Origin of the sequence: Paenibacillus sp. P32E, from assembly GCF_001909085.1 — a bacterium.
GTDB classification, from domain to species: domain Bacteria; phylum Bacillota; class Bacilli; order Paenibacillales; family Paenibacillaceae; genus Paenibacillus_AQ; species Paenibacillus_AQ helianthi.
In genome coordinates this window covers 205,010-227,687 of sequence record NZ_LVYY01000002.1, presented here as the reverse complement: position 1 = coordinate 227,687, position 22,678 = coordinate 205,010, and the positions used below count along the sequence as shown (strand labels likewise).

The window sequence follows — 22,678 nt, the reverse complement described above, 5'->3', positions numbered from 1 at the left end:
CAAGTTAGATCGTTGAGTTCTGAAGTTGAACAAGGGCAAACAATGTTGCGTGCGGCAAAACACTTCCGGTCTTCCAACTCTATTTGGCTGGGCGAACACTTGCGCGGCCCGGCAACACTGTTTCTCTAGACCCACCCGGTTGTCTGCGTGTAGTATAGAACGATACTATTCTTTGGAGGTTCTTTGCTTGGAAAACTACAGTGATATCAAACAAAGTGAAAAAGGGGCCTGGCTGAGTCTTTTTGCATATATCCTGCTGTCTGCCATCAAGTTATTTATGGGTACAGCTTCAAACTCTCAAGCACTTCTTGCCGACGGTTTGAACAACAGCACGGATATTATTGCCTCGCTGGCCATTCTGGCAGGGCTTAAGATTTCCAGGCGGCCGCCAGACTCCAATCACAGCTATGGACATTTCAGGGCGGAAACTGTGGCGGCACTGGTCGCTTCTTTCATAATGATCGCTGTAGGACTTCAAGTTCTGTATCAGGGTGTGAACAAATTCATTCAGCCCGCACTCGAGACACCCGATCTAGTATCCGCATGGACGGCAGCAGGCTGCGCTATAGTAATGTTCGCTGTTTACATGTACAACATCAGACTTGCCCGCAGACTGAACAGCAATGCCATGCAGGCCGTTGCTCAGGATAACCGGTCAGATGCTCTTGTGAGTATTGGTGCTTTTATCGGGATTGTCGGTTCGCAATTCGGCCTGCCTTGGCTGGATCCGCTGACCGCTACAATTGTCGGGGGATTGATCTGCAAGACTGCCTGGGATATCTTCCGCAAGGCAACACATGATCTTACCGACGGTTTTGATGCCAATAAGCTTGAGCTGATGAAACAGACCGTTGCTAATATTGAAGGGGTTGAATCCATTAAGGATATCAAGGCCAGAATACATGGAAATAATGTGCTGGTGGATACGACGGTACTGGTAGACTCCAACTTAAATGTGGTGCAGAGCCATGATATTACCGAGAAAATTGAGGATCAGCTGAAGGACCTTCACCAGGTCGCTAATGTTCTGGTACATATTGAACCCGTGTAAATGCAGCTCTTCTGTGTGACGTAGAACTTCAAGTAATTCAACGGTCAGACACCGATCTGTAGTATGCTTAACGCAAACTGGAGGTGGGCTATACAATGAGGAAGGTAAACCTGGAAGGCCTAACATTACTCGCCGATGATGTTGCCCGATTGGCACGGTTCTATCATGAAGTCCTGGGATTTGCAATCGTTGTAGAAGAAGCGCATTACGTAGAATTCAGCAATTCAGGCGTCCGGTTGGCAATTTGTTCCAAACCCCTTATGGCGGAGAATACCAATGGTCATTTCTCCTTCAGTGAGCAACGAAGCGGACAAGCCGCCGAGCTTAATTTCCAATGTGATTCGCCGGATGAAGTATATACTTTGTACGATGAATTCATTTCGAAAGGAGCTATGGACATCATGAAGCCGCAAGTGAAGTCTTGGGGTCATACTACTGCTTTCTTTGCCGATCCCGAAGGGAATATTCATTCCTTATTTGCGATAAATCCTGCGTAAGCTGAAGATCCAGAAGCACTAATAGCGAAGAGGCGTAACCAGGTTAGTGGTTACGCCTTTTATGTTGTAATTAATATCTGTTTATGCTCTCAAAAGCTCTTATGGCCGCCAAAAAGTTGAACAGTCTGCTTTATCCAAAATATTAAACTCAATTAATGTTTCAAGTAATGAGAAATCAACTGGTTTATCCCAGTGGATACGCACCAGCTGCTGGGTATGATTATAGCCAGCCTGCACAATTGTATCAGAAAAATAATTAATCACTGCCTTTTCAGGAGCAACGGCCAAATGATGTTTGGCGATGCTGAAGCCAATAATAAAGGTGCCGTGATCGGTAAACATAGGCTGATTCCACGCAATCTTTGGCACTAAAGTCGGGAATTCCATGATTACCCACGTCAAAACCTCTTCCGTTCGGGCCCGATGCTGCGGGTTAGCAATATTCGCTACATACTCTGCAAAAACTTCCATGTTGTTCCCTCCTGAAATAAAATCATCTCGTTCTGAGAATCCCTCAAACCCATTATGCGTACTAAGTATATCTATGAAAAGCTTGATATAACAGAGTTGCTGATTCACCTGTTTGTGTCCATGTCCCAAAAGATTTCACAGCAGAGATGCTATAACAATATTAGGGAGTCCGGTGTCATTTATATACGTTTAATATTTTTGTTTAAACAAACGCTTGACTTCACTAACGGGATTGGGTATATAATAACATTATGATAATAACACAATGATAATATCTAACGGGCTAACATACTCCCAATTCTTAGCCAAAGGAGTATCCACATGCCGCAAGAACCGGTCACTGACCGCAATGGCTTAACCGAGGAACAATTTTTACAGGGCTATGATGCAGGGATGTATGAGCGTCCGTCCGTAACAGTCGATATGCTGATCTTTATCGTAATGGAGCACAGTATGCGATTGAACGCCTTCGGAGCAAGGTGGAGTACACTGATATTATTTTTAATCTGATGCCGCCCTTGTTTACACTGTCCGAGCTTCAACGGGTCTATGAAATTATACTTGGCAGAGAACTGCTGGCGCCCGCCTTCCGCCGTAAATTGGCCGACCGTGTGACCGAAACTGAGGAGTTCACCAAAGATGCCGGTCATCGGCCTTCGAAGCTGTACCGGTACAGAGTGGACCGTGATACAAATTAAATTTTGAGTGAATACAGAATGGAGAGTTATAAATGGAGACTTTTACTTACTTTTACCGCAGCGGTTCGCCGTTCTCGCAGTGGTATCCTTGCAATTTCACTGTAGATGAGATGAGCTTTAACTGTGCAGAACAATACATGATGTACGGCAAGGCGCTTTTATTCAAGGATGAAGGCACGGCCAGACAGATATTACGCGCAAGAACACCCAGGGAACAAAAGGAGCTGGGTCGTAAAGTGAGCGGCTTCAATGACAGCGAATGGAATGCTCACTGCAGAGACATTGTCTACCAGGGGAACCGGGAGAAATTTCTGCAAAATGAAGAGCTACTGCAGCTATTGCTGAATACAAAGGGAACTACACTAGTTGAAGCCAGTCCGACAGACCGTATTTGGGGTGTGGGCTTGGCCGAGAATGACCACCGCATCCACAGCAGAAGAACCTGGAGAGGCACCAATTGGCTGGGTGAAGTGCTTACGCAGCTTCGTGACGACCTGTTACAGGAATAAACAAACCCCGGTACGACTCCGGGATAAGGAGTGAACACATAGGATGAACAACCTGAATCCGAGGAATAGAAGAGCAGCAATCGCGCAAGAAACACTGGATATATTGGAAAAAGGAAATTACGTTAACCGGATGGGCCGGCTTGTTGACATTGCTGAAGATGTCAGAGCAGCCATCTCAAATACCCGGCTATATGCACCGGAGGAGCTGCCGCAGCTTAACGATGCAATGGCGGAACACCTCAAGGGAGGTGCCAGGCAGACCGCGAAGCTGGCTGTCACCAGCGAATCCACTTTGGCTGCGGCCTATCGATTAGTTGTAAAAGAGGGCCGTGATCAGACGGTATGCCTGAACTTTGCTTCAGCCAAGAACCCGGGTGGCGGCTTCCTGGGAGGAAGCCAGGCACAGGAGGAAAGTTTAGCCCGTGCTTCTGCACTTTATCTGTCCATCGCCCCCAAAAATGAAATGTACCAACACAACCGCGGCCGTAAGACCTGTCTATATTCCCATTACATGATTCATTCTCCTCAGGTACCTGTCATCCGTGACAGCCAGGATCAGCTGCTGGACGAACCGTATCTGGTGTCGTTCATTACCGCGCCAGCAGTGAACGCGGGAGTCGTCCGCGAGCGGGAGGCTCAGGAGATTGGAATGATCCCAACCGTTATGCTGGAGCGCATCCGCTATATTCTGACTGTAGCCGCTAATAATGGGCATAAGACTATCGTACTCGGAGCATTTGGCTGCGGAGTTTTCCGGAATAATCCGAATGAGGTGGCCGAATGGTTCAGACAGGTGCTGCTGGATGAAGGCTATCAAAGGCTGTTTGACCAGATCGTATTTGCTGTGTTGGATCACTCTCCGAATCACGGTGTGCTTGGCGCTTTTCAGACAACCTTCAATGTGTAAAAGGTTTCTTTTCTGACCGTTTGCCCAACATAACACCCCTTCTTTCGGCTTAAGCATTGGCATCTGTCAATGCTTTTTACCAGTTTACTCCTTCGTAGGCATGAATGTAAGTACTGTATATGCTGCATGGCGATTTTAACTCTTCTTTGATTCTGGAATATAATCGATATTTGTTACATTGTGTCGTGTGATGTTATTAACAGAACTTTTATGCCGAAAAGTAGAAAATAAAATAGGCTTTTCATTATGTAAAATATGGTAAAAGGTAGGGTGAGTCAATGATTAACTGGAAAGATTCATATGACATCGGAGTGGAGAAGATTGACTGCCAGCACCGACAGCTGCTTGTGAAGCTGAACGAATTTTTTGATGCCTGTACGAACCAGCAGGGCAAAGAGAAGATTGAAGAAACCCTGAAATTTCTCAAGGACTATACGCTAGAGCATTTCAGTGATGAAGAGAAATTAATGCAGGATATTGAATTCCCGGAATTGACCGAGCACCGCAAGACCCATGCCGAGTTTGTCCAGACTGTGCTGGATCTTGAAGAGAGCATTAAGACTAAGGGTATTTCTGTACTTTCGACCATTAAGCTGAACCGCACATTAACTGACTGGCTGCTCAATCACATCAACAAATGCGATAAACTGATTGGTCAATGCATGGCCAGCAAAGGGAATCAAGCGATATAGATTACAGCGTGAATATTTCATAATGAAGATGAAGATGCCGCAGGGCATTTTCTTTTTTTTTGGCCTTTATTTTCATTGCCGGAGCAGAGTTTATACTACTCGAATGCTTTGTGTTATCATTTGAATTAGAGATTCAGATAAACTGCAAGGCAAGGGAGTGGAATGATGAAAATATTGCGTATGCTTGCTTCGGGTCTGGTCATGCTGCTTGTGCTGGGTCTTGTGAATTTCTACATTGGGCTGCATCTATGGGTTCTGCTGGTGAAATGGCTGCCGGGGATTCACGCAGGGGTATTTTGGCCGCTGTTTCTGCTCATTGCTTTTGCTTATATGATTGGAATGGTTCCTTGGCCTAAAGCGGTGAAGCCGGCTGCCCGGCTGTTCAAGGTGATTGGTTCCTATTATCTCGCCTGCATGGAATTTGCCATTATAGTGCTCCCGCTTACGGATTTGCTCTACTGGGTGCTTGGTCTAATGGGGGTCGAGCGTGCAGCGTTTACTTCGAAGGCGGGTACAACACTGGTTCTCCTGCTGGCTATCTTCCTCATCTGGGGTTCGCGCAATGCCTGGAGTACAGTTGTGCGAAATCACCCGATTCCAATTGACAAGTCAAATGGAACTAGTGCACCGCTGACCATTGCGGTCGCATCCGATCTCCATCTGGGTAACATTGTCGGCAACCGTCATCTGCGCCGCATGGTGGCAGAGATGAACCGGATGCAGCCGGACCTGATTCTGCTCGCAGGAGATGTGCTTGATGACAGTATTGAGCCGTTTATCCGCAACGGGATGAGTGAAGAGATCCGAAAGCTCAAAGCGCGCCACGGGGTTTACGCTGTACTCGGCAATCACGAATATTATGGAGGTTCCATTAAACAATACACAGAGCTGATGGACAGTATCGGGATCAAAGTCCTGCAGGACGATGTAGTAGACACCGCTGGTCTGTATATTGTGGGGCGAAAAGATAAAACCGCCGAGTCTATGGAGGCCGGTGGCCGCAAAAGCGTGGAATCCTTGCTGGAAGGACTTGATCTGTCCCGGCCGGTAATTATGATGGATCATCAGCCCACCGGATTTGATATCGCCGCCAAGGCGGGAGTGGACGTATTGCTCTCGGGACATACACACCGGGGTCAAATTGCTCCGAACCACTGGATTACCAGACGGTTATTTGAACTGGACTGGGGCTATCTGCGTAAAGATAAGATGCATGTGATTGTCTCCTCCGGTTACGGAACCTGGGGACCGCCCATCCGTTTGGCTAGCCGTTCCGAGCTGATCAAGCTTGAGGTTAGACTGGAGGGCAGCAAGCGCTACAGAGACGAGCCGGTTCACGGAAATCCTGTTCTGATATAACAAAAGATGAGCCCCTGCCTCGTATTTTGAGGTGCGGGGGCTTATTTTGTTTTGACATTTACAGCTGCATCCGTTATGTTAAAAACAGAAATAGTTAAGCTATTAACTAAATGGAGCTGAACAGAAAGTATGGACGATCTGCAAGAGGGGAATTTACCGCAAGATGATCTGCAGGAATATGTGCTGAACCTCCCGCTACCGAATGAAGCTTTTTTTACACTGGTTGAGGCGACTGCAGGTCTGGTGGCTGTGTCTGAGAGGTACTGGCAGTCCAAGGGTTTAAATGGTGCAAGAATCCGGGTACTCGTGGAGATTGCCAAGCAAGGCGGAAGGGTGTTGCCTTCGGTGCTTGCCGGGAAAATCGGTGTTACCAAGGCCAATATCAGCCTGTTGTTGACCCCGCTGGAACGGGATGGCTACGTCACCCGGGCTGAGCATGCCCAGGATGGACGCAAGTCAGTGATTTCACTTACGGATGCCGGCCGTATTCTATTAGCAGAGCAGCTTCCCGGTAACCGCGAGGCCGTTGCTGGAAGGATGAGCCGTTTGAACGGAGAGGAACTGCGCCAGCTAACACAGCTGCTGCAAAAGCTGAACCGGTAATGACAGCATGTAATCAATAAGACACCAAGCTGCATGAACGGTGAAACAGAATTTGTGGCAAGCTGTAGGCTAAATCCCTACATTCTTGGGATGTCCATACGTCCCTTGCTTCACCTATATAGTTAATAGCTTAACTATTATTTTCAAATACATTAGGCCTATTTAAGGAGGAAGAATGAAAATGACCATTCTGATTACCGGAGCTACAGGGCAACTTGGCAGCCAGATTATAGAAAACCTGCTATCCCGTGTCTCAGCCAGTAACTTCGTTGCGGGGGTACGTAATTTAGATACAGCCGCACAATTAACCGGTCGTGGGGTGGAAGTCCGGTGTTTTGATTACGATCGGCCGGAAACACTACAGAATGCTTTGGCCGGAGTGTCCAAGCTGTTGTTAATCTCCAGCTCACATACGGATGATGCTGTAAGGCTGGCAGGGCACAAGAATGTAATCGATGCGGCCAAGACAGCCGGAGTTGCGCATATTCTCTACACCAGCTTCGCTTTTCCGCAGGCAGGTAATATACATCCAGGCAATGTTCATGCGCTTACTGAACAAGCGATACTGGAGTCGGGGATGGAGTATACCATTTTACGCAACGGGCTCTACATTGATTTCGTAGGAGTGCTCGGACTGAATGAAGCGATTCGCAGCGGTGTGCTGCTGACCCGGCCCGGGGATTGGCGGTTCAATGCTGTAACACGAGGCGACCTAGCACGGGCAACGGCAAATGTTCTTACCGGAACCGGACATGAGCATCGGGTATATGAGCTGGCTGCGCCGCAGACCTGGTCTTTTGACAATCTGGCAGAGGTGCTTACTGAGCTTGCCGGCAAGCCTGTAACTCATACTGAAGATATGTCTATACAGCACTGGATTTATCATTTTCTAAGCAGTATCGACACCACATCTACCTCTGAGGATCTGGAACACCTTATGGGCCAGCCTGCCGCTTCACTAAAGGAGAGCATTATGCCATTTTTGAATCTGGGAGATCTGTAAAATATAGTCCTCCTACCGCCAAAGTTGTCTAAACTCCTTAATGTTGCTACTATGATGACAGCAAAAGGGATTACCCAGGGAGTGATAGAGATGAAGAAAATAATAGTGGCCGACGATGATATGAATATCCGCACCCTATTGCGGCATGTACTGACGAGGGAAGGGTATCAGGTGCTGGAAGCTGCCGACGGCCGCGAGGCGATGGGTCTGATGAAGAAGAGTACAGTAGATCTGGCCGTGGTCGATGTGATGATGCCCTATATGGACGGGCTTGAGTTGTGTGAGTACATCCGGGAGACCTACGATATTCCGGTTATCCTGCTTACCGCGCGCCAGCAGCTCAGCGACAAGGAGCAGGGATATTTGCGCGGGACCGATGACTATGTGACAAAGCCGTTTGAACCGGAAGAGCTTTTGTTCCGCATCAAAGCGCTGTTCCGCCGCTACTCCGTGGCTGCAAGCGACAAGATCCGCCTGAATTCTCTGGTGATTGACCGCAAGAATTATGAGATCAGCGACGGGAATGATGTGCTTTTACTGCCGGTGAAGGAGTTCGAGCTGCTGGCCCAGCTTGCGCAGTACCCCGGCCGGCTGTTCTCGCGCAGCGAGCTGATTGAGCTGGTATGGGGCGCGGATTACGAGGGGGATGAGCGGACGGTAGATGTGCATATCAAACGCCTGCGCGACCGGTTCAGCGGATACAAGAATGATTTTACCATCCGCACGGTCCGCGGCATCGGCTACAAAGTGGAAATGGTGAATCTATGAAATCCCTGTATGTAAGAATGAGTATATTGTTCTGCTCGGTGATTGTGATCAGCAGCGTGCTGGGATTTCTCATGTCCAACGCTTATTATCAGGTCAAAATCAAACCGCAGAACGACGCAAAGCTGACCAAAATGGCCCTTGGCCTGCAGTCCTTTATAGAAGATCACCCGGATGCTGTGGAAGAATATCTGCTAAGCACAGCCTCCTTGGGATACAAGATGTATCTCTCGAACGATCAAGGCGATGAACGGTTTTATGGTCTGCCTTTCCGTAAAAATGATCTGAAGGAAGGCGAGCTGCAAAAAGTGCTGGCCGGAGGCATCTACCATGGTGTGGCTGACTTTCCCAGTCAAATGTTCATTACAGGCTTTTTTGATAATCAGCTCAGCAATTCGATAGGCGTTCCCATACATATTCACGGCCAGACCTATGCACTGTTTATGCGTCCGGATGCCGAAGTGCAGTTTGGCGAGCTGCGGATCTTTTTTGCGGTACTTATTGCGGTTACGATTCTGTTCAGCCTCTGGTTTGTTCTGATTACTGTCTTTCATGTGGTTAGGCCGATCACCCGGTTGACGGAAGCTACGAAAAAAATCTCCAAGGGCAGATACGATATCAAGCTCTACACGGCACGGCGCGATGAAATCGGCCAGCTGGCATCCCACTTTATGGTCATGAGCCGGGAACTGGAGCGGACGAACCGGTCACGGCAGGAATTTGTCGCCAACGTCTCGCATGAGATCGAATCGCCATTGACCTCTATTCAGGGCTTCGCCCATGCTCTTAAGGATGCTACTCTCCCGGATCAGCAGCGGATAGAGTACCTGTCCATTATTGATGAGGAGAGCCGGAGGCTGTCGATGCTAAGCAAGCAGCTGCTTACCTTGTCATCGCTCGATTATGACGGAAATGCGCTGGATAAGAGAAGCATTGATCTCCGGGCGCAGCTGCGCCAGGTTGTGCAGATTATGGAGTGGCGGCTGACGGAGAAGGAGCTTGCCGTACGGCTGCATGCAGCGGATATCACCCTTCAGGGCGATTCCAATCTGCTCTATCAGGTATGGATGAATCTGTTGTCCAATGCGGTAAAATATACCCAAGCCGGCGGGTCGATCTCGATTTCGGCGGAAGTCTCTGACCACAGCTGTGTCATAAGCTTTGCGGATAATGGCGAAGGCATTCCAGAGGATCAGCTTCCGATGATATTTGACCGCTTTTATAAAGTGGACCGTGCACGTACCCGTGACAGTAACAGTACCGGACTTGGATTATCCATTGTGCGTAAAATCATCGAAGTGCACGGCGGAACCATCGAAGCAGAGAGCCATCTCGGGAAAGGGACGACTTTTACGGTAACGCTGCCGCTTCTGTAATTTTCTATTCATACTCCGTTCATTTTCATCTTCTAAACTGTGGTTATACAGATTAGAAGGAGTGGTTACATGTTTTTGGCATTGAGGGAGATGAGGCACTCCAAAGCACGCTACAGCCTCATTATGGTCATTATGCTGCTGGTTTCGTTTCTGGTCTTGTTCGTAACCGGGTTGGCGCGGGGTCTGGCTTATGCCAATGTTTCAGCCGTGGAAAATATGTCCGCGAACTATTTTGCCGTGCAAAGTGACGCTGATCATGCGTTCAGACGTTCCCAATTAAGTGAGACGGAGCTTACTGCCGCCCGTTCGATGGTCGGGGAAAAGAACGCAACACCGCTGGCGGTGCAAATGAGCACGATTACGGCAGACGGTGCCGATGTGAAGGCGGACATTACTTTTTTTGCAGTAGATATGGATGGTATGCTGAAACCAAAGGTGGTTCAGGGCGATGGCATTACCAATGAAACCAAGGGCAGTGTCGTTGTGGATTCGAAGCTCAAAGAGTCGGGAATCAGCATCGGCAGTCTGGTCAAGGATCAAGCTTCAGGGCTGACCTTTAAGGTCGCCGGTTTTGTAAAGGACAGCTCCTACAGCCATACTCCTGTCGTATACATCAACAATCTGGACTGGCAGGCGATGAGACAGGGTACAGGACAGGGCGGCAGCAGCGCTCAGCAGGTCCCTTATAATGTTATTGCACTCAAGACTACTTCCTCTGTTGCAGCACAGATCACAAGCAAGCTGAACAATGTAGAGGTCATTACACAAAAACAGGCGATTGCCAGCATCCCAGGTTATTCTGCCGAACAAAATTCACTCTTGATGATGATCGTATTCCTGTTCGTGATCTCTGGGTTCGTGCTTGCGGTATTCTTCTATGTGATCACGATCCAAAAGTCCAGCCAGTTCGGTATCTTGAAGGCAATGGGCACCAAAATGTCCTATTTAGCCTGGAGTGTGGTCGGTCAGGTGCTGATCCTCTCAGTAGCTAGTCTGACGATCAGCCTGCTGCTGACCTTTGGGATGAATATGGGGCTGCCGGATACGATGCCATTTCAGCTGAAAGGCCAGACGATTGGGCTGACCAGTGTGCTGTTTATCGGTATGTCGCTGCTGGGGTCGCTAATTTCTGTAGCCAAAGTAGCAAAAGTAGACGCCTTAGATGCGATTGGGAGGACTGGAGCATGAGTGCCAAACTGATGATGAAGCAAGTGACTCATACGTATGGTGACGGAGATGGGGCAAGGACCATCTTGAATCATCTTGATCTTACTGTAAATGATAGTGAATTTGTTGCAGTACTGGGGCCTTCAGGCACAGGGAAAAGCACCTTTCTCTCCGCCGCAGGGGCGCTGCTGACTCCGACCAGCGGGGAAATCTACATCGATGGTGAGCCGCTGGGCAACAAGGACAAAAGCGCCTTAACCGAGCTGCGGCTACAAAAAATCGGCTTTATGTTCCAAAGCGCACAGCTTCTTCCGTATCTGAAAGTAGAGGAGCAATTACTGTATGTGGCTAAACTGGCGAAGCTCAGTACCAAGGAAGCCAAAGAGCGTTCAGCTTATCTATTGAAGCGGCTGGGAATTTGGGAGCGGCGGAATCATTACCCTGAGAAGCTCTCCGGCGGGGAGAAGCAGCGTGTGGCGATTGCCAGAGCGTGGATGAATAAGCCGGCGGTTCTGTTCGCGGATGAGCCGACAGCCAGCCTCGATTTCAGCCGCGGCAAGGAGGTTGTGCAGATGATCGCAGACGAGGTGAAGAACGAAGGCAAAGCTGCGGTTATGGTAACCCATGACGAGCGTATGCTGGAATGGTGCGACCGGGTGTATCATTTGCAGGATGGCGTGCTGGTTGAGCAGTAAGGGATGAATAGGCTGGGACCGGGAAGACGTGACACTACACAATCTGGACATCAGACGCAGCTATGTGTCACAGACCCGGAAGTAGGCGCTGATGAAGCTGAATCATGAGTTTTAAAAGATAAGTTTATATAGAGTGACGAAGGTGATTTATGATAAATCCAGAGGGATCTGATCCTTTTGGATTTTTTGTATGCTAACTAATCAAGCAACATCGCAAACAAATCGAATAATTATTGCTTGTGAGTTTCTTGAGAGATTGATATCGTATGATATATTCGTCGAGTATGTGCAGAATGGGGTTACTTATGAAGAGTTGGGGCAAATTTTTGATTGTAGTGGTGGCGTTGCTCGCGTTTGGGCTGCTGTTTTTATATATGGAATCGCTTAAGAGTGCGGTGATGCCGCTTGCTAAGCATGGAGTGCTGGACTTAAGGGAAACCCGTCTTCCTGATCAAGGCTTGGTGAATTTGAACGGCGAATGGGATTTCTATGAAGGAAGGCTGTTAACGCCGGCTGATCTGAACGAAGAAACGGTAAAGGGACAGCTTTATTTGAACGTGCCTGGAGCGTGGGAAGGGAAGCATAAGAACGAGGGAATGCACCGAAAAGGGTATGGCACCTATCATCTGAAGCTGCTGGTTCCGAACGGTGATTCGGTCTACGGGATCAAAATTAACAATATCCGCATGTCGCACAAGTTATACATTAACGGGAAGCTGGAGGGTGAGAGTGGTGTTCCGGTGAAGGCTAAAGAGCAAAGCCACCCGGGTAATACGCCGTATACCGTTTTTTTTCATTCCAGTGATGAAACGATTGATATTGTTATTCAGGTTGCCAACTACGAATTTATTAATGGAGGCGTGATCCGTCCCATTCAGTTTGGAGCACAGAAAGAAATCCTCTGGTTAGGAGCCTTTGGCATTGGTGCGGATTTGGCTTGCATTCTGATCTTTATTATGTTCGGCGCCCACCAGCTAACCATGTATTTCCCTGAGCGCAGGGACAGAAGCAATCTGTATTGTGGAATATTCCTGTTATGTTTTTCAGTGAGTCAGATGCTTCAGGACGAGAAACTCTTCCAGCGTCTGCTGCCGGATATCTCGTTCAATGTGACCTACAAGCTCATGGATCTCAGTATTTTTTTTATGATCCCTGTACTGGGTATTTTACTTTTTTCTTCACTCAACAGCCGGTTGATGTCCAGAAAGCTGCAGATACTGCTGATTGGCCCTTTTACTGCTTATGCTGCAGCCATACTGATCTTACCCTACAGGATCTATAACGAAGTTAAACCGGAGTATCTGCTCTATCTGGTTCTTGTGGATATTTATATTATTGCGAGGTTAGTTTTTCTCTGGATCATTTCTAAGAAAGGGACACATGAGAGTAAAGAATTGATCCTGTTCATACTGGCAATTGTGTCAATGATGATCTATCTGGTAGGGGATCTTCTGTCAACGGAAAATATTCTGGCGTCTGATATTGTCAGCAAGCTGGCTGCTTTGGGATTTGTCATGCTGATGAATACGTTGCTGGCAATCCGCTTCTCCCGCACCTTCGAGAAAACCCAAGCCCTGACTCATGAGCTTATGGTCTCCAATCAGATCAAAGATGAATTTCTCATTCATACCTCTCACGAGCTTAGAACCCCGCTGCATGGAATTATGAATATTTCATCATCCCTTCTGGATAATTCCGAGGGCACTCTGTCAGCCGGGCAGCTTGAAAGTCTGTGGCTAGTAAAAGATACGGCAGTGAAGCTGTCCATGCTAATGCAGGATTTGATTGATGTTACACGGCTCAAGCATGGGGATCTGCAAATGCAATTTTCGGTTGTGAACGTGCGGGCGGCAGTACAGATTGTACTGGATGTGCTGCAATTCGAGCTGGCCGATAAAGATGTGGCTCTGGTGAATCAGGTATCTCCGAAATTGTGGGTTCATGCGGATGAAAACCGCTTTAGACAAATTTTATATAACCTTGTACATAACGCAATCAAACATACGGATAGAGGAATGATCTCTGTCAATGGGACGATTGCGGATAACTTGGTTCATTTGTTTGTTCAGGATACGGGCGAAGGTATAGCTCCGGACAAACAATCTGACTTGCTCGTACGGGATGATCCCTTTGGCGCAAGCGGGCCTGAAGGCAGGTACTCGGGCATGGGGGTCGGGTTGTATATCAGCCGCAAGCTGGTAGAGGGAATGGGCGGACAAATCCGCTTGGACTGGACCGAGGCGGGGAAGGGGACCCGTATGGCCTTTACCATTCCAAGTGCTAAAGAACGCAGGTCTGCAGCGGATAATGAAGCGGAGCTACCCCGGTTTCGAAATCCACGCAAGTCCGGTTCTCTGGAGATTACAGAGCAATATGAATATACAATTCTGATTGTAGATGACGAGGCCTCCAATATTCACGCTCTTCTTACTATTTTGCGGAGACATCCGTATAATGTGCTGACTGCACTGTCGGGCAGGGAAGCGCTGGACAAAGTCAGCCGGTACCCCCGGATTGATCTCGTCATTCTTGATGTGATGATGCCGGATATGTCAGGAATCGAGCTATGCCGTAAGCTGCGTGAAAAGTATACCATTCTGGATTTACCAATACTGTTCGCTACCGCCAAGGACCGGTCACAGGATATTGCACTGGGCTTTGCGGCAGGAGCCAATGATTATTTGAGCAAACCGTTTGACGGGGAGACTCTGATTGCCAGAATTCAGACATTGCTGGTCATGAAGACCTCCATTCATCAGGCCATTCAGAATGAACTGGCCTTTTATCAGGCTCAGATTAAGCCACATTTCCTCTACAATGCCTTGAGCAGCGTAATCTCCTTCTGCTATACGGATGGAGAGAAGGCGGCTTACCTGCTGTCCAGTCTTAGCCAGTATCTGCGCTATATTCTGGATATGGATCATAAAGAGATATTTGTTCCTCTGGGCAGAGAGCTGGAGTTGATCGATGCATACGTAGAGATTGATCTGGCCCGTTTTGATGACCGTTTTGAATTTGTTAGTGATGTGAACGAAGGCTTGAAGAACTTTCAAATCCCTTCCCTGATTATCCAGCCGCTCGTAGAAAATGCTATTCGTCACGGACTGTTTGACAAGGACGGGCAAGGACTGGTTACACTCACGGTTGCAGAAGAGGAACATAGTCTGCTGATAACGATAGAGGATAACGGTTCTGGTATCTCCGACGACGTACTGTACCGCATTTCCAGTGGTGAACGGCCACGGGAAGGTACGGGGGGGATCGGTATTTTTAATATCCGGCGCAGATTGGAGTCGATACCCGGTGCGGTCTTAACTGTGAGCTCGAAACTGGGCTGTGGGACCAAAGTGATGATAGCCCTGCCGCTCGAGCATAACAAGGAAGGGTAAAGGAGGAAGAGATTATTGTTCACAGTAGTTGTTGTGGAGGATGAAAAACCGATCCTGGAGCTAATGAAGGTGGTTGTTGGAAGAAACCCCGATTGCCAAGTGGTGGGTGCTTTCAGTAATCCGTTAGAGGCTCTGGAGGCTCTGCCGTCCCTTAAACCGGATATTGCCTTTTTGGATGTAGAGATGCCTAAGCTATCCGGGCTGGAGCTGGCGGGCAGAATGATTGATTGCTGCGAACACACACGTATTGTTTTCACTACGGCCCACAAGGAATATGCTTTGGAGGCTTTCAATGTATTCGCCTTTGATTACATTCTGAAGCCCATTACGCCCGCCAGTGTCCAGCGTATTACGGATCGTCTACTGAAGGAATCTGGGAGGCCGGTTTCGACGAACATGGATCTACACTCCCAGAGAACATCTATCCGCTGTTTTGGCGGTTTCGAGGTTCGCAATTTCAAGGGGGATTTGGTGCGTTGGCCCACACGTAAGACTGAGGAGCTGTTTGCCTATCTGCTGTGTTATCCCAATCAGGAAGCGGGGAAGTGGCAGCTTGTCGATGCTTTGTGGCCCGAGATGGATGAAGCACGATCGGTTCATAATTTGCATAATACGGTCTACCGGCTGAAAAAAATCCTAAAGGAGCATCAGCTTGGCCTAGATATAGGCAAAACCGGGGAAGGATATTTGCTGGAGGTCCTTGAGACTACGTACGACCTGCTGGAGTTTCAGCGTTACAACTCTGCACAGTCTGATGCTCACGGGGAAATTGCACGGCTGGAAAGCTTGTGCATGATGTATCAAGGGCATCTGTTTGACCGTAAGGACTACTTATGGAAGCATTGGCTGGAAGAAGACTACCGCAAGCGGTTTTTGTCCGTGGTCTATGATCTGGGCCGACTCTGCCTGACCCGGAAAGATTGGATCCGTGCAGAGCAAAGACTGAGTGATAGTTTGGAGATATATCCTTTTGAAGAAAATATATGTATGTTGCTCATGGAAGTGTATGCAGCGAGCGGAAAATGGGAGAGATTACGTACGTTTTATACCAATTTTGAAGAAAGGTACTGCATAGAATTTGGAATAGCACCATCCCGGGAATTGCAGGATCTCGCTATTGGCTACATAAAAGATAACCAAGGGTAGTTTTATGCCCCAAAATGACCTTGAAATCCACAATTCAGTGGAGGAAGAGGTCGTTTTTTTATGGATCATTATTGACGTATTTCGACATCATGCCGCGAATCTGAGAGAAATTTGAGAGAATGCGTTTCTATAATGGAGCTTAGGAATGTGACTAAAGTCATGTATGGAAAGGATGGTGGGCCAATGCGGCGAAAGTTCGGAGCGCTCATTCTGGTGGTCTTTGCCGTGTTTTTGCTGCAGAACACTGCACCTGTCTCCATGGCACAGACGCCGGCTCAGTATGATGCGGAGGGGCTTTACACCTATGCAGAGCAAGCGGTGTTCTATGTGCGGGCGTTTCGGGAGGATGGCACAGTCAAGGATGTAGGCAGCGGATTTCTGATTCAGCCAGATGGCACAGCTATCACGGCCTATCATGTGGTGGAAGGGGCGGCGCGGCTTGTCTGTGTAAGAAATGACGGCGTTGAAGCCGTCTGCAGGGTGCTGGTATTCGATGAGGTGGCGGATACAGCGGTGCTGAAGCTGCCGTCCCCTGGTAAGGACAATCCCTATCCGTATCTGTCCTTGCGTACTGGCCCGGTCAAGCATGGGGAGAAGGTGTTTGCCATTGGTTATCCTCTGAAAGAGACCAAGATCATCACCGAGGGAATCGTGAATGCACCCGGTGTGGCTATTAACGGCAGGAAACGTATTTTGATGTCAGCAACGCTGGTCAATGGCATGTCCGGAGGGCCGCTGATTGACCAGGACGGATATGCGGCTGGACTGCTGTCTGGCTCACTGCGTACGATGAACGGCATTCACCTGGCGGTAGATGCAGAGACAGTGAAGCGGGTAGTCAGCCGGACAGGAATGTAGAACCGGCGCAGAACCCGGGTCTGCCGGTGGGGGCAGGCGGTTAAGAGATATTTACTACATAGATCAGATTCGTTAACCAAAATCCTGGCAGGAGGGTGCATGAATGAGAACATGGGCTAAAAAAAGCCTGACCACCGTACTGGCCGCAGTGATGCTGACGGCCGGTATGCCGTGGCCGGGACAACAGGTGAATGCAGCGGGAAGCTATGAGGATGTGTATGTGTCCGGAACGAAGCTTCTGCACAATGGCGACTGGTACCCGGAAAAAACATCCGACTATGACGAAGATACCGAATCGGATGCTCTGCTAGTCAACGCTTTTGGATGGTTCTCCAAAGTGCAGAATGGCAATGTGGTTCCTGGAGTTACCATTGATAAAGTTGACGGCGATCTGGACGGCGGGCCGCATTTGGGTGACGCTGATGTGCTTAATGCGACCATTCGGATCGCTGACAACCCTCAACTGAAGCAACTGGCGGAAGGGGAAGGGCAGTTCAGAGTTTATATTCGCAGTCTATATGAATCGGATGATGACAGTGCAGAAGTGGAGGTCCACAGTAAAAATCTGGGGAGATGGTACCGCGAGGATTATGTGGGAGCCGGACCTAACCGGGATGACCAGACGACAGACTGGGTTGATCTGGAACCCGATGATGTGATCACCATTCACTTAGAGAGCTGGGGGTCTGGTACGGTCACCGGCATCCACTTGAACTTCCGTGATGTGATTGCGCCTACCGTTAAGGATTACATCTTTGATACTACGGGAACGCAGCGTGACAATACTACGATTGATGAGAAAGAGCTGCTGGTGAAATGGGGCGACGAAGTGAATCTGACCTACCCGTTCAGTGAGCCGCTCAAGGCATCTTCCGGAGAAGCAGCCGACCTTATGCGGCATGATCTGTTCACCAATCCTTCGGGAACGGGATTGCCTGCCGACGGGGAGAATCAGGGGATGCAGCTGCCCGCAGCAACAAGCTGGGCTCAGTTCACCGACAAGCTTAGCTATACCTATAAAGCGGCTAATTACCAGCATACGGGCAATCTGCCTATTGTGAACGGCGGCGAGATAAGTACACTTCCGTCCGGAATCAACCTGAATGAGAAGTCACTGAAGCAGAAAGTCATCGATGCCGATTTTCATGATGCAGCCGGTAATCCGCTGATTGTCAGTAACTTCGGCCAGCGGGCTTCTGCTGCTGCAGGCGATATCTTTCTTCGCGGTAAGGCTATTAATCCATTCGATGCAACGGCCGACCCGGGCAATGCCAGTGACGGTTTCAGGGTTATTGTTGATGCGGTTCCGCCCAAATATAGCTTCGCTGCCAACGGTATCCAGCCGGATATTGTGACGGGAAGCACATTGAACAAGGGGGATACCCTGGATTTCAAGGTGCGGCTGACGGAAGACGTTATCGCTAAAAAAGGATTGTCGGCGGACGGGTTGTTCCTGTATTTCAACAATGGGATGAAAGCCTATTATGTTGAAGGGGAAAATTCATCGCTTTGGACTTTCCGGGCGGCCGTGACGGAGGACGATCTGGATGTGGCACTGCTTAAGGTCATTGCCCTGACCCATTCGTCCAGAGCCGGCGATAGGCCTGCTTATGCGGACAAGGGAGTGCTTCAGGATTATGCCGGCAATCTGCTGACGGATCCTGTGAATACCAGCAAATCGGCGGCTCCGGCTCCGACAGATCCCTCCCGGCAGGTTCCGAATACCAAGATTGACTGGGCGAAGCTGTCCATTGACAATACCGACCCGAGCTTCAAATATCTCTACGATACGCCGGGTGCAACGGGGAACTCGTGGGCACGGTCAGGCAAGATCACCATTGATGCCCGTGATCCTCAAGTCATCGCACCTCCTCTCGACCCGGATGAGGCCGGACAGCCAAGACCAAGCCGCGGCATTTACCGGCCGCTTAATATGACAGGCTCCTCGGGTGAATCTGCGAATCTGGGTCTGGTCTACTATTACTGGAGCCAGAGTCCGGATGATCCGCTGGCCGGAAAAGAAGCCGACGAGTTCGCGGCGGTTAAGCGCTACTCACTTACAGGACAGCAGCCCCGGGAAGGGCTGTATACCGGTGAACTGGATGATTTCAATCTGATGGTGGCCAACAATAGCACCAATCTGCTGTCTCCACCCGCCAAGGCACTAATGGCTGAAGGTAGCGGGACCTGGTACCTGCATACTTGGACGGCGGATATGACCTGGGATTCGGCCCGTGAGCTCATGCAGTACGAGAAGATGAAGACATATAAGTCCAGCCATGCTGCCTCTTACAATGGCTGGATCAACGAGTACAAGGCTACTCATACCGGAGCATCCGAGGCGGATGCGGAAACGTATGCGAACGGCAAAGCCCTTGAAGCGGTCGGTGATTACGGCGATCTGTCCTTGTGGACGGCGGCGGACTTCAAGCATGACGATTCCAACTGGATTTACGGCAAGACCGCCATTCTGCTGGACAACAAGGCTCCAGTCCTTGGCGCTTCCATCTCCGGAATTAATCATACGGCCGTAGTCAAGGCAACAGTCGGGGCATCGGATGAACACAGCGGCATTGATCCTGCTTCGCTGCAATTTCAGTGGGTTAAGGTGGGGGAAACCCCCGGAGAGCTGGATTGGCACGTTGTTCCTTCGGATCGTAGTGTGACGACTCTGAACAATGTAGTAGAAGACGGGGAATATATTCTGTACTTGAGAACTTCCGACAGAGCCGGAAATACGGCTGAATTCCAGATGGTTGAGCATGTTGTGGTTGACTCTGCCAGAGAAGTCAGCATCTCCTTCACTCCAGAAGCGCCGGAATCCTATATCCGAAGTCAGGATATCGAAGTTACCGCTCGGGGAGCGGCGGTACTGGAGCTGCAGTACGTCTTCAGTCCTTCTGCTGTCCGGCCAGCTGAGAGCCTGTACCGTACAACGGCGATGGAGTCTGTGTATAAAGACGTCAGTGTGACGGATTCGGTCTACCGCGGTGTCGTTCAGGCGGTCTACGGTCTGAACGGAGAGCAGTACCTTCATATCCGGCTCAAAGAAGATGGGAATGTGCGGTACTACGACTACAGCACACTGTACCGGTTCGACAATGCCGCTCCTGAAATCACATTCAGTCTGAACGGTGTGAGCTACCCCCGTCCGGCTTATTCAGTGCTTGTGACCTCAAACGAGCTGTATAACCCATCCGGGACAGTGGTGGAGTACCAGTGGTTGCCGGAGAATGCTGCTCCGCCGGAGGAATCCTCCGGTGGCTGGCTGCCGCTTCCGGAGGACGGTAAGGCCGTTCTGGACAGCAGTCAGCTGGCTCCTGGCCAATCGGCAGGCTACGTCCTGTATGTGTATGCCCGGGATGGACTGGGCAACAGTGCCGTCACCCACACCGGAACCTTCCGCTTGTACCGTGCGGATACCTCTCCAGTGGAGGTGCTGCAGTCCGATCTGGTTGCTTTTGAAAGCGGCAGCGGGCAGGGAAGCAAGGCGATCCTTCAGCTGGAGCTGAAGAGTGTCTCCAAGGACGGGTTTGAATACTCTGTCTCCAGCGACAATGGCACCACATGGGGATTGTGGAGACCCTACACGAATTTCGTGCAGGTGGCTGTTCAACAGACCTCAACTGACCAGCTTCAGTTAAAGGCCAAATTCCGTTCACCTTCGGGTGTGGAGAGCACTCCTGTATCTATTGATACGAGCCATTTCGATGCTACGGCCGATCCTCTGTATGGTCTGGCCTCTTACAGTACTCTGAGGCCGACAAAGAGCGGTGGTATTTCGTTGAGCATAGCTGTGGCCACAGGGATCAAGGTGACCCCTGCGGCAGATAATCCAGCTCTGGCAGAGCGGGTGAAGGGCAATACCTTCAAGATTTCGCAAAATGGCCTCTATACCTTTAATCTGGTTGACCTGACAGCGCCGGAGCGCAAGACCCAGCTGCTGGCGGTAGTGAGCAATATCGATTTGACCCCGCCAGTAGGAGTGGTTGAATACAACATAACCGGACCTACAAGAGGGAATGTGACTGCCAAGCTCTCTACCTCCGAGCCGGTGCGTATTGTGAACAATGGAGGAAGAGACAGCTATATTTTCAAGGACAACGGTTCATTCACCTTCGAATTTGAGGATGAAGCAGGGAACTTGGGCTCTACTAAGGCGACGGTGAATAATATCGACAGAACGCCTCCGGAAGTATCTCTGGTCAAGAGCTATGCCTACGGAATAGGCGGCTCCAAATCCTTCAAGACGATTCTGGACACTCTGGGCAACGTGCTGTTGTCGACCGGAGTAACGCTGACGGCAGAAAAAAGCTTGCCGGGCAGCGAGGATTTCCAAGTAGTACAAGGTAAGAATCCAGCGGTCATGCTTCAGAACGATCCGGTCAAGCTCATTGTACAGGACCGGCAGGGCAATACTGCGGCTCTGGAGGAGACCATTGCCAATATTGCTCCTGACCTGTTGCAGCCGCGGATTACCCAGGAATTTGTGGACGGGACCGGGCAGCCGCTGGAGGCAGGCAAGCGGGTCACCATCAACGGCAAGACCTATGCCAAGGGTGCGGTGAAGGTAACGCTGAGTGGGCGGATTGATGAGCCTAACCAGATGTTCGCAGGAGCTGTCCCGGTGGTGCAGGGAACTGGCTATGCCAACAAAATCAGCGACGCGGACGGCAACTATGCCTATACCGTCACCTACCGCGCAAACGGCAATACCAGAATGGTACTGAGTGATCTTCTGGGTCGCACCGTTGTGTCGGCCATTCAAGTGGACGGACTGGATAACACGGCGCCGGAGATTCAGCTGAAACGTCCGGTGACTGCGGTAATCCGGGGACAGAAGGATTTCGAGCCGCTGCGGGATCTTGGCGGCTTCACCGCAATGGATAATGTATCTGCAGCGGATAAGCTGAAGGTCACAGTAAGCGCACTAGATCTGACCAAGACAGGCAAACAGATGGTCACTTATACAATAACCGACCAGGTGGGCAATACGGCGACTGCCAAGCAGGAGGTTATGGTCATGAATGACAGCGGTCTGCTGATTATCGGCAACGGCCAGGTACTGTCCTCCAGCCTGGCGGAAACGGTATTGTTCGACACGAACCGGATTACGTTCAGTGTGCTTGGCTATGACAAGATGAGCGTAGGCGGAAAGGAGCGGGTTAATGAGAGGGCTGCGTATACGCTGCTCTATCACACCGGATTGTACCGGGAGGGTCAGATGAAAACGATCGCCGAGGAAATACCACTCCAGGAGCTGACAGCGAATCAATATCAAGTCATCTTCCCGAAGACTGGCTGGTACACCCTTATTATCAGAACGCAAGAGAGAGAAAGAGAGTATGTCACCTTCTTTATCGGCGGCAAGGAATCATAAGCTAGCATCAGGCTCTAATACCGGGTGAGAAAGCGGGCGAACGAAAGAGGTGGAAGTATCCCTCTTCGGGTGCCGGCTTTCTTCCTACATCCCTAGAATGAAGGAGTTAAGA

18 protein-coding genes and 1 pseudogene are annotated in these 22,678 nt (G+C 49.8%); 18 read left to right on the top strand and 1 reads right to left on the bottom strand.

Going from position 1 to position 22,678, the window contains the following annotated elements; genetic code table 11:
• The first annotated feature begins 187 nt into the window (after positions 1-187).
• Entirely contained in the window at positions 188-1,051 is an 864-nt protein-coding gene (locus A3848_RS03105) for a cation diffusion facilitator family transporter (RefSeq protein ID WP_074083492.1), read from the top strand.
• Between the two features lie 95 nt (positions 1,052-1,146).
• Positions 1,147-1,548 carry a VOC family protein gene (locus A3848_RS03100; protein WP_074083491.1) on the top strand — a complete coding sequence of 134 codons (402 nt, stop codon included), beginning with the start codon at positions 1,147-1,149 and terminating at the stop codon, positions 1,546-1,548.
• A gap of 99 nt (positions 1,549-1,647) precedes the next feature.
• On the opposite strand, the gene A3848_RS03095 is transcribed toward A3848_RS03100, so the two are convergent.
• Positions 1,648-2,019: an iron chaperone gene (locus tag A3848_RS03095; RefSeq protein WP_074083490.1), complete on the bottom strand. Its 372-nt coding sequence runs from the start codon at positions 2,017-2,019 to the stop codon at positions 1,648-1,650.
• 321 nt (positions 2,020-2,340) lie between these two features.
• On the opposite strand from A3848_RS03095, the gene A3848_RS03090 reads away from it, so the two are divergent.
• The 16 genes and pseudogenes from A3848_RS03090 to A3848_RS03015 all read left to right on the top strand — a co-directional run bounded on the left by A3848_RS03090 (position 2,341) and on the right by A3848_RS03015 (position 22,566).
• Positions 2,341-2,529 carry a hypothetical protein gene (locus A3848_RS03090; RefSeq protein ID WP_074083489.1) on the top strand — a complete coding sequence of 63 codons (189 nt, stop codon included), beginning with the start codon at positions 2,341-2,343 and terminating at the stop codon, positions 2,527-2,529.
• Positions 2,472-2,717: pseudogene (locus A3848_RS03085) on the top strand (NrtR DNA-binding winged helix domain-containing protein); the annotation flags it as partial. The gene A3848_RS03090 and the pseudogene A3848_RS03085, both read left to right, overlap by 58 nt.
• Positions 2,718-2,749: 32 nt before the next feature.
• Positions 2,750-3,226, top strand: coding sequence for a riboflavin biosynthesis intermediates N-glycosidase (locus A3848_RS03080; protein ID WP_074083488.1), 477 nt, complete (start codon positions 2,750-2,752; stop codon positions 3,224-3,226).
• Between the two features lie 43 nt (positions 3,227-3,269).
• On the top strand, positions 3,270-4,133 hold the full coding sequence (locus A3848_RS03075) for a TIGR02452 family protein (RefSeq protein WP_074083487.1): 864 nt from the start codon (positions 3,270-3,272) through the stop codon (positions 4,131-4,133).
• Between the two features lie 278 nt (positions 4,134-4,411).
• The gene (locus A3848_RS03070; protein ID WP_083606620.1) at positions 4,412-4,825 is read left to right on the top strand and encodes a bacteriohemerythrin; all 414 of its coding nucleotides are present in this window, start codon (positions 4,412-4,414) and stop codon (positions 4,823-4,825) included.
• Positions 4,826-4,990: 165 nt separating this feature from the next.
• Complete coding sequence (locus A3848_RS03065; protein ID WP_074083486.1) at positions 4,991-6,184, top strand: metallophosphoesterase; 1,194 nt, start codon at positions 4,991-4,993, stop codon at positions 6,182-6,184.
• A gap of 129 nt (positions 6,185-6,313) precedes the next feature.
• Positions 6,314-6,787 (top strand): MarR family winged helix-turn-helix transcriptional regulator, encoded by a 474-nt coding sequence (locus A3848_RS03060; RefSeq protein WP_074083485.1) that lies wholly within the window; start codon positions 6,314-6,316, stop codon positions 6,785-6,787.
• Positions 6,788-6,968: 181 nt separating this feature from the next.
• The gene (locus tag A3848_RS03055) at positions 6,969-7,790 is read left to right on the top strand and encodes an SDR family oxidoreductase (protein WP_074083484.1); all 822 of its coding nucleotides are present in this window, start codon (positions 6,969-6,971) and stop codon (positions 7,788-7,790) included.
• A 90-nt stretch (positions 7,791-7,880) separates the two neighbouring features.
• The gene (locus A3848_RS03050) at positions 7,881-8,558 is read left to right on the top strand and encodes a response regulator transcription factor (RefSeq protein ID WP_074083483.1); all 678 of its coding nucleotides are present in this window, start codon (positions 7,881-7,883) and stop codon (positions 8,556-8,558) included.
• Positions 8,555-9,931 (top strand): sensor histidine kinase, encoded by a 1,377-nt coding sequence (locus A3848_RS03045; RefSeq protein WP_074083482.1) that lies wholly within the window; start codon positions 8,555-8,557, stop codon positions 9,929-9,931. The genes A3848_RS03050 and A3848_RS03045 overlap by 4 nt, the downstream gene beginning before the upstream one ends.
• A gap of 69 nt (positions 9,932-10,000) precedes the next feature.
• Complete coding sequence (locus A3848_RS03040; RefSeq protein ID WP_074083481.1) at positions 10,001-11,119, top strand: ABC transporter permease; 1,119 nt, start codon at positions 10,001-10,003, stop codon at positions 11,117-11,119.
• Positions 11,116-11,793, top strand: a complete 678-nt coding sequence (locus tag A3848_RS03035; protein WP_074083480.1) for an ABC transporter ATP-binding protein — start codon at positions 11,116-11,118, stop codon at positions 11,791-11,793. The genes A3848_RS03040 and A3848_RS03035 overlap by 4 nt, the downstream gene beginning before the upstream one ends.
• A gap of 305 nt (positions 11,794-12,098) precedes the next feature.
• Positions 12,099-15,182, top strand: coding sequence for an ATP-binding protein (locus tag A3848_RS03030; protein WP_256702126.1), 3,084 nt, complete (start codon positions 12,099-12,101; stop codon positions 15,180-15,182).
• A gap of 15 nt (positions 15,183-15,197) precedes the next feature.
• Complete coding sequence (locus tag A3848_RS03025; RefSeq protein WP_074083478.1) at positions 15,198-16,328, top strand: response regulator; 1,131 nt, start codon at positions 15,198-15,200, stop codon at positions 16,326-16,328.
• A 183-nt stretch (positions 16,329-16,511) separates the two neighbouring features.
• Positions 16,512-17,186, top strand: coding sequence for a S1 family peptidase (locus tag A3848_RS03020; protein ID WP_074083477.1), 675 nt, complete (start codon positions 16,512-16,514; stop codon positions 17,184-17,186).
• A 103-nt stretch (positions 17,187-17,289) separates the two neighbouring features.
• Positions 17,290-22,566, top strand: coding sequence for a hypothetical protein (locus A3848_RS03015; protein ID WP_074083476.1), 5,277 nt, complete (start codon positions 17,290-17,292; stop codon positions 22,564-22,566).
• Positions 22,567-22,678: the final 112 nt, after the last annotated feature.

Bases quoted from the DNA above. Each gene is read 5' to 3' on its own strand.
- A3848_RS03015 (WP_074083476.1), top strand. From the start codon at position 17,290: ATGAGAACATGGGCTAAAAAAAGCCTGACCACCGTACTGGCCGCAGTG.
- A3848_RS03070 (WP_083606620.1), top strand. From the start codon at position 4,412: ATGATTAACTGGAAAGATTCATATGACATCGGAGTGGAGAAGATTGAC.
- A3848_RS03050 (WP_074083483.1), top strand. From the start codon at position 7,881: ATGAAGAAAATAATAGTGGCCGACGATGATATGAATATCCGCACCCTA.
- A3848_RS03095 (WP_074083490.1), bottom strand. From the start codon at position 2,019: ATGGAAGTTTTTGCAGAGTATGTAGCGAATATTGCTAACCCGCAGCAT.
- A3848_RS03040 (WP_074083481.1), top strand. From the start codon at position 10,001: ATGTTTTTGGCATTGAGGGAGATGAGGCACTCCAAAGCACGCTACAGC.
- A3848_RS03100 (WP_074083491.1), top strand. From the start codon at position 1,147: ATGAGGAAGGTAAACCTGGAAGGCCTAACATTACTCGCCGATGATGTT.
- A3848_RS03065 (WP_074083486.1), top strand. From the start codon at position 4,991: ATGAAAATATTGCGTATGCTTGCTTCGGGTCTGGTCATGCTGCTTGTG.
- A3848_RS03080 (WP_074083488.1), top strand. From the start codon at position 2,750: ATGGAGACTTTTACTTACTTTTACCGCAGCGGTTCGCCGTTCTCGCAG.
- A3848_RS03030 (WP_256702126.1), top strand. From the start codon at position 12,099: ATGAAGAGTTGGGGCAAATTTTTGATTGTAGTGGTGGCGTTGCTCGCG.
- A3848_RS03055 (WP_074083484.1), top strand. From the start codon at position 6,969: ATGACCATTCTGATTACCGGAGCTACAGGGCAACTTGGCAGCCAGATT.
- A3848_RS03060 (WP_074083485.1), top strand. From the start codon at position 6,314: ATGGACGATCTGCAAGAGGGGAATTTACCGCAAGATGATCTGCAGGAA.
- A3848_RS03020 (WP_074083477.1), top strand. From the start codon at position 16,512: ATGCGGCGAAAGTTCGGAGCGCTCATTCTGGTGGTCTTTGCCGTGTTT.
- A3848_RS03045 (WP_074083482.1), top strand. From the start codon at position 8,555: ATGAAATCCCTGTATGTAAGAATGAGTATATTGTTCTGCTCGGTGATT.
- A3848_RS03090 (WP_074083489.1), top strand. From the start codon at position 2,341: ATGCCGCAAGAACCGGTCACTGACCGCAATGGCTTAACCGAGGAACAA.
- A3848_RS03035 (WP_074083480.1), top strand. From the start codon at position 11,116: ATGAGTGCCAAACTGATGATGAAGCAAGTGACTCATACGTATGGTGAC.
- A3848_RS03075 (WP_074083487.1), top strand. From the start codon at position 3,270: ATGAACAACCTGAATCCGAGGAATAGAAGAGCAGCAATCGCGCAAGAA.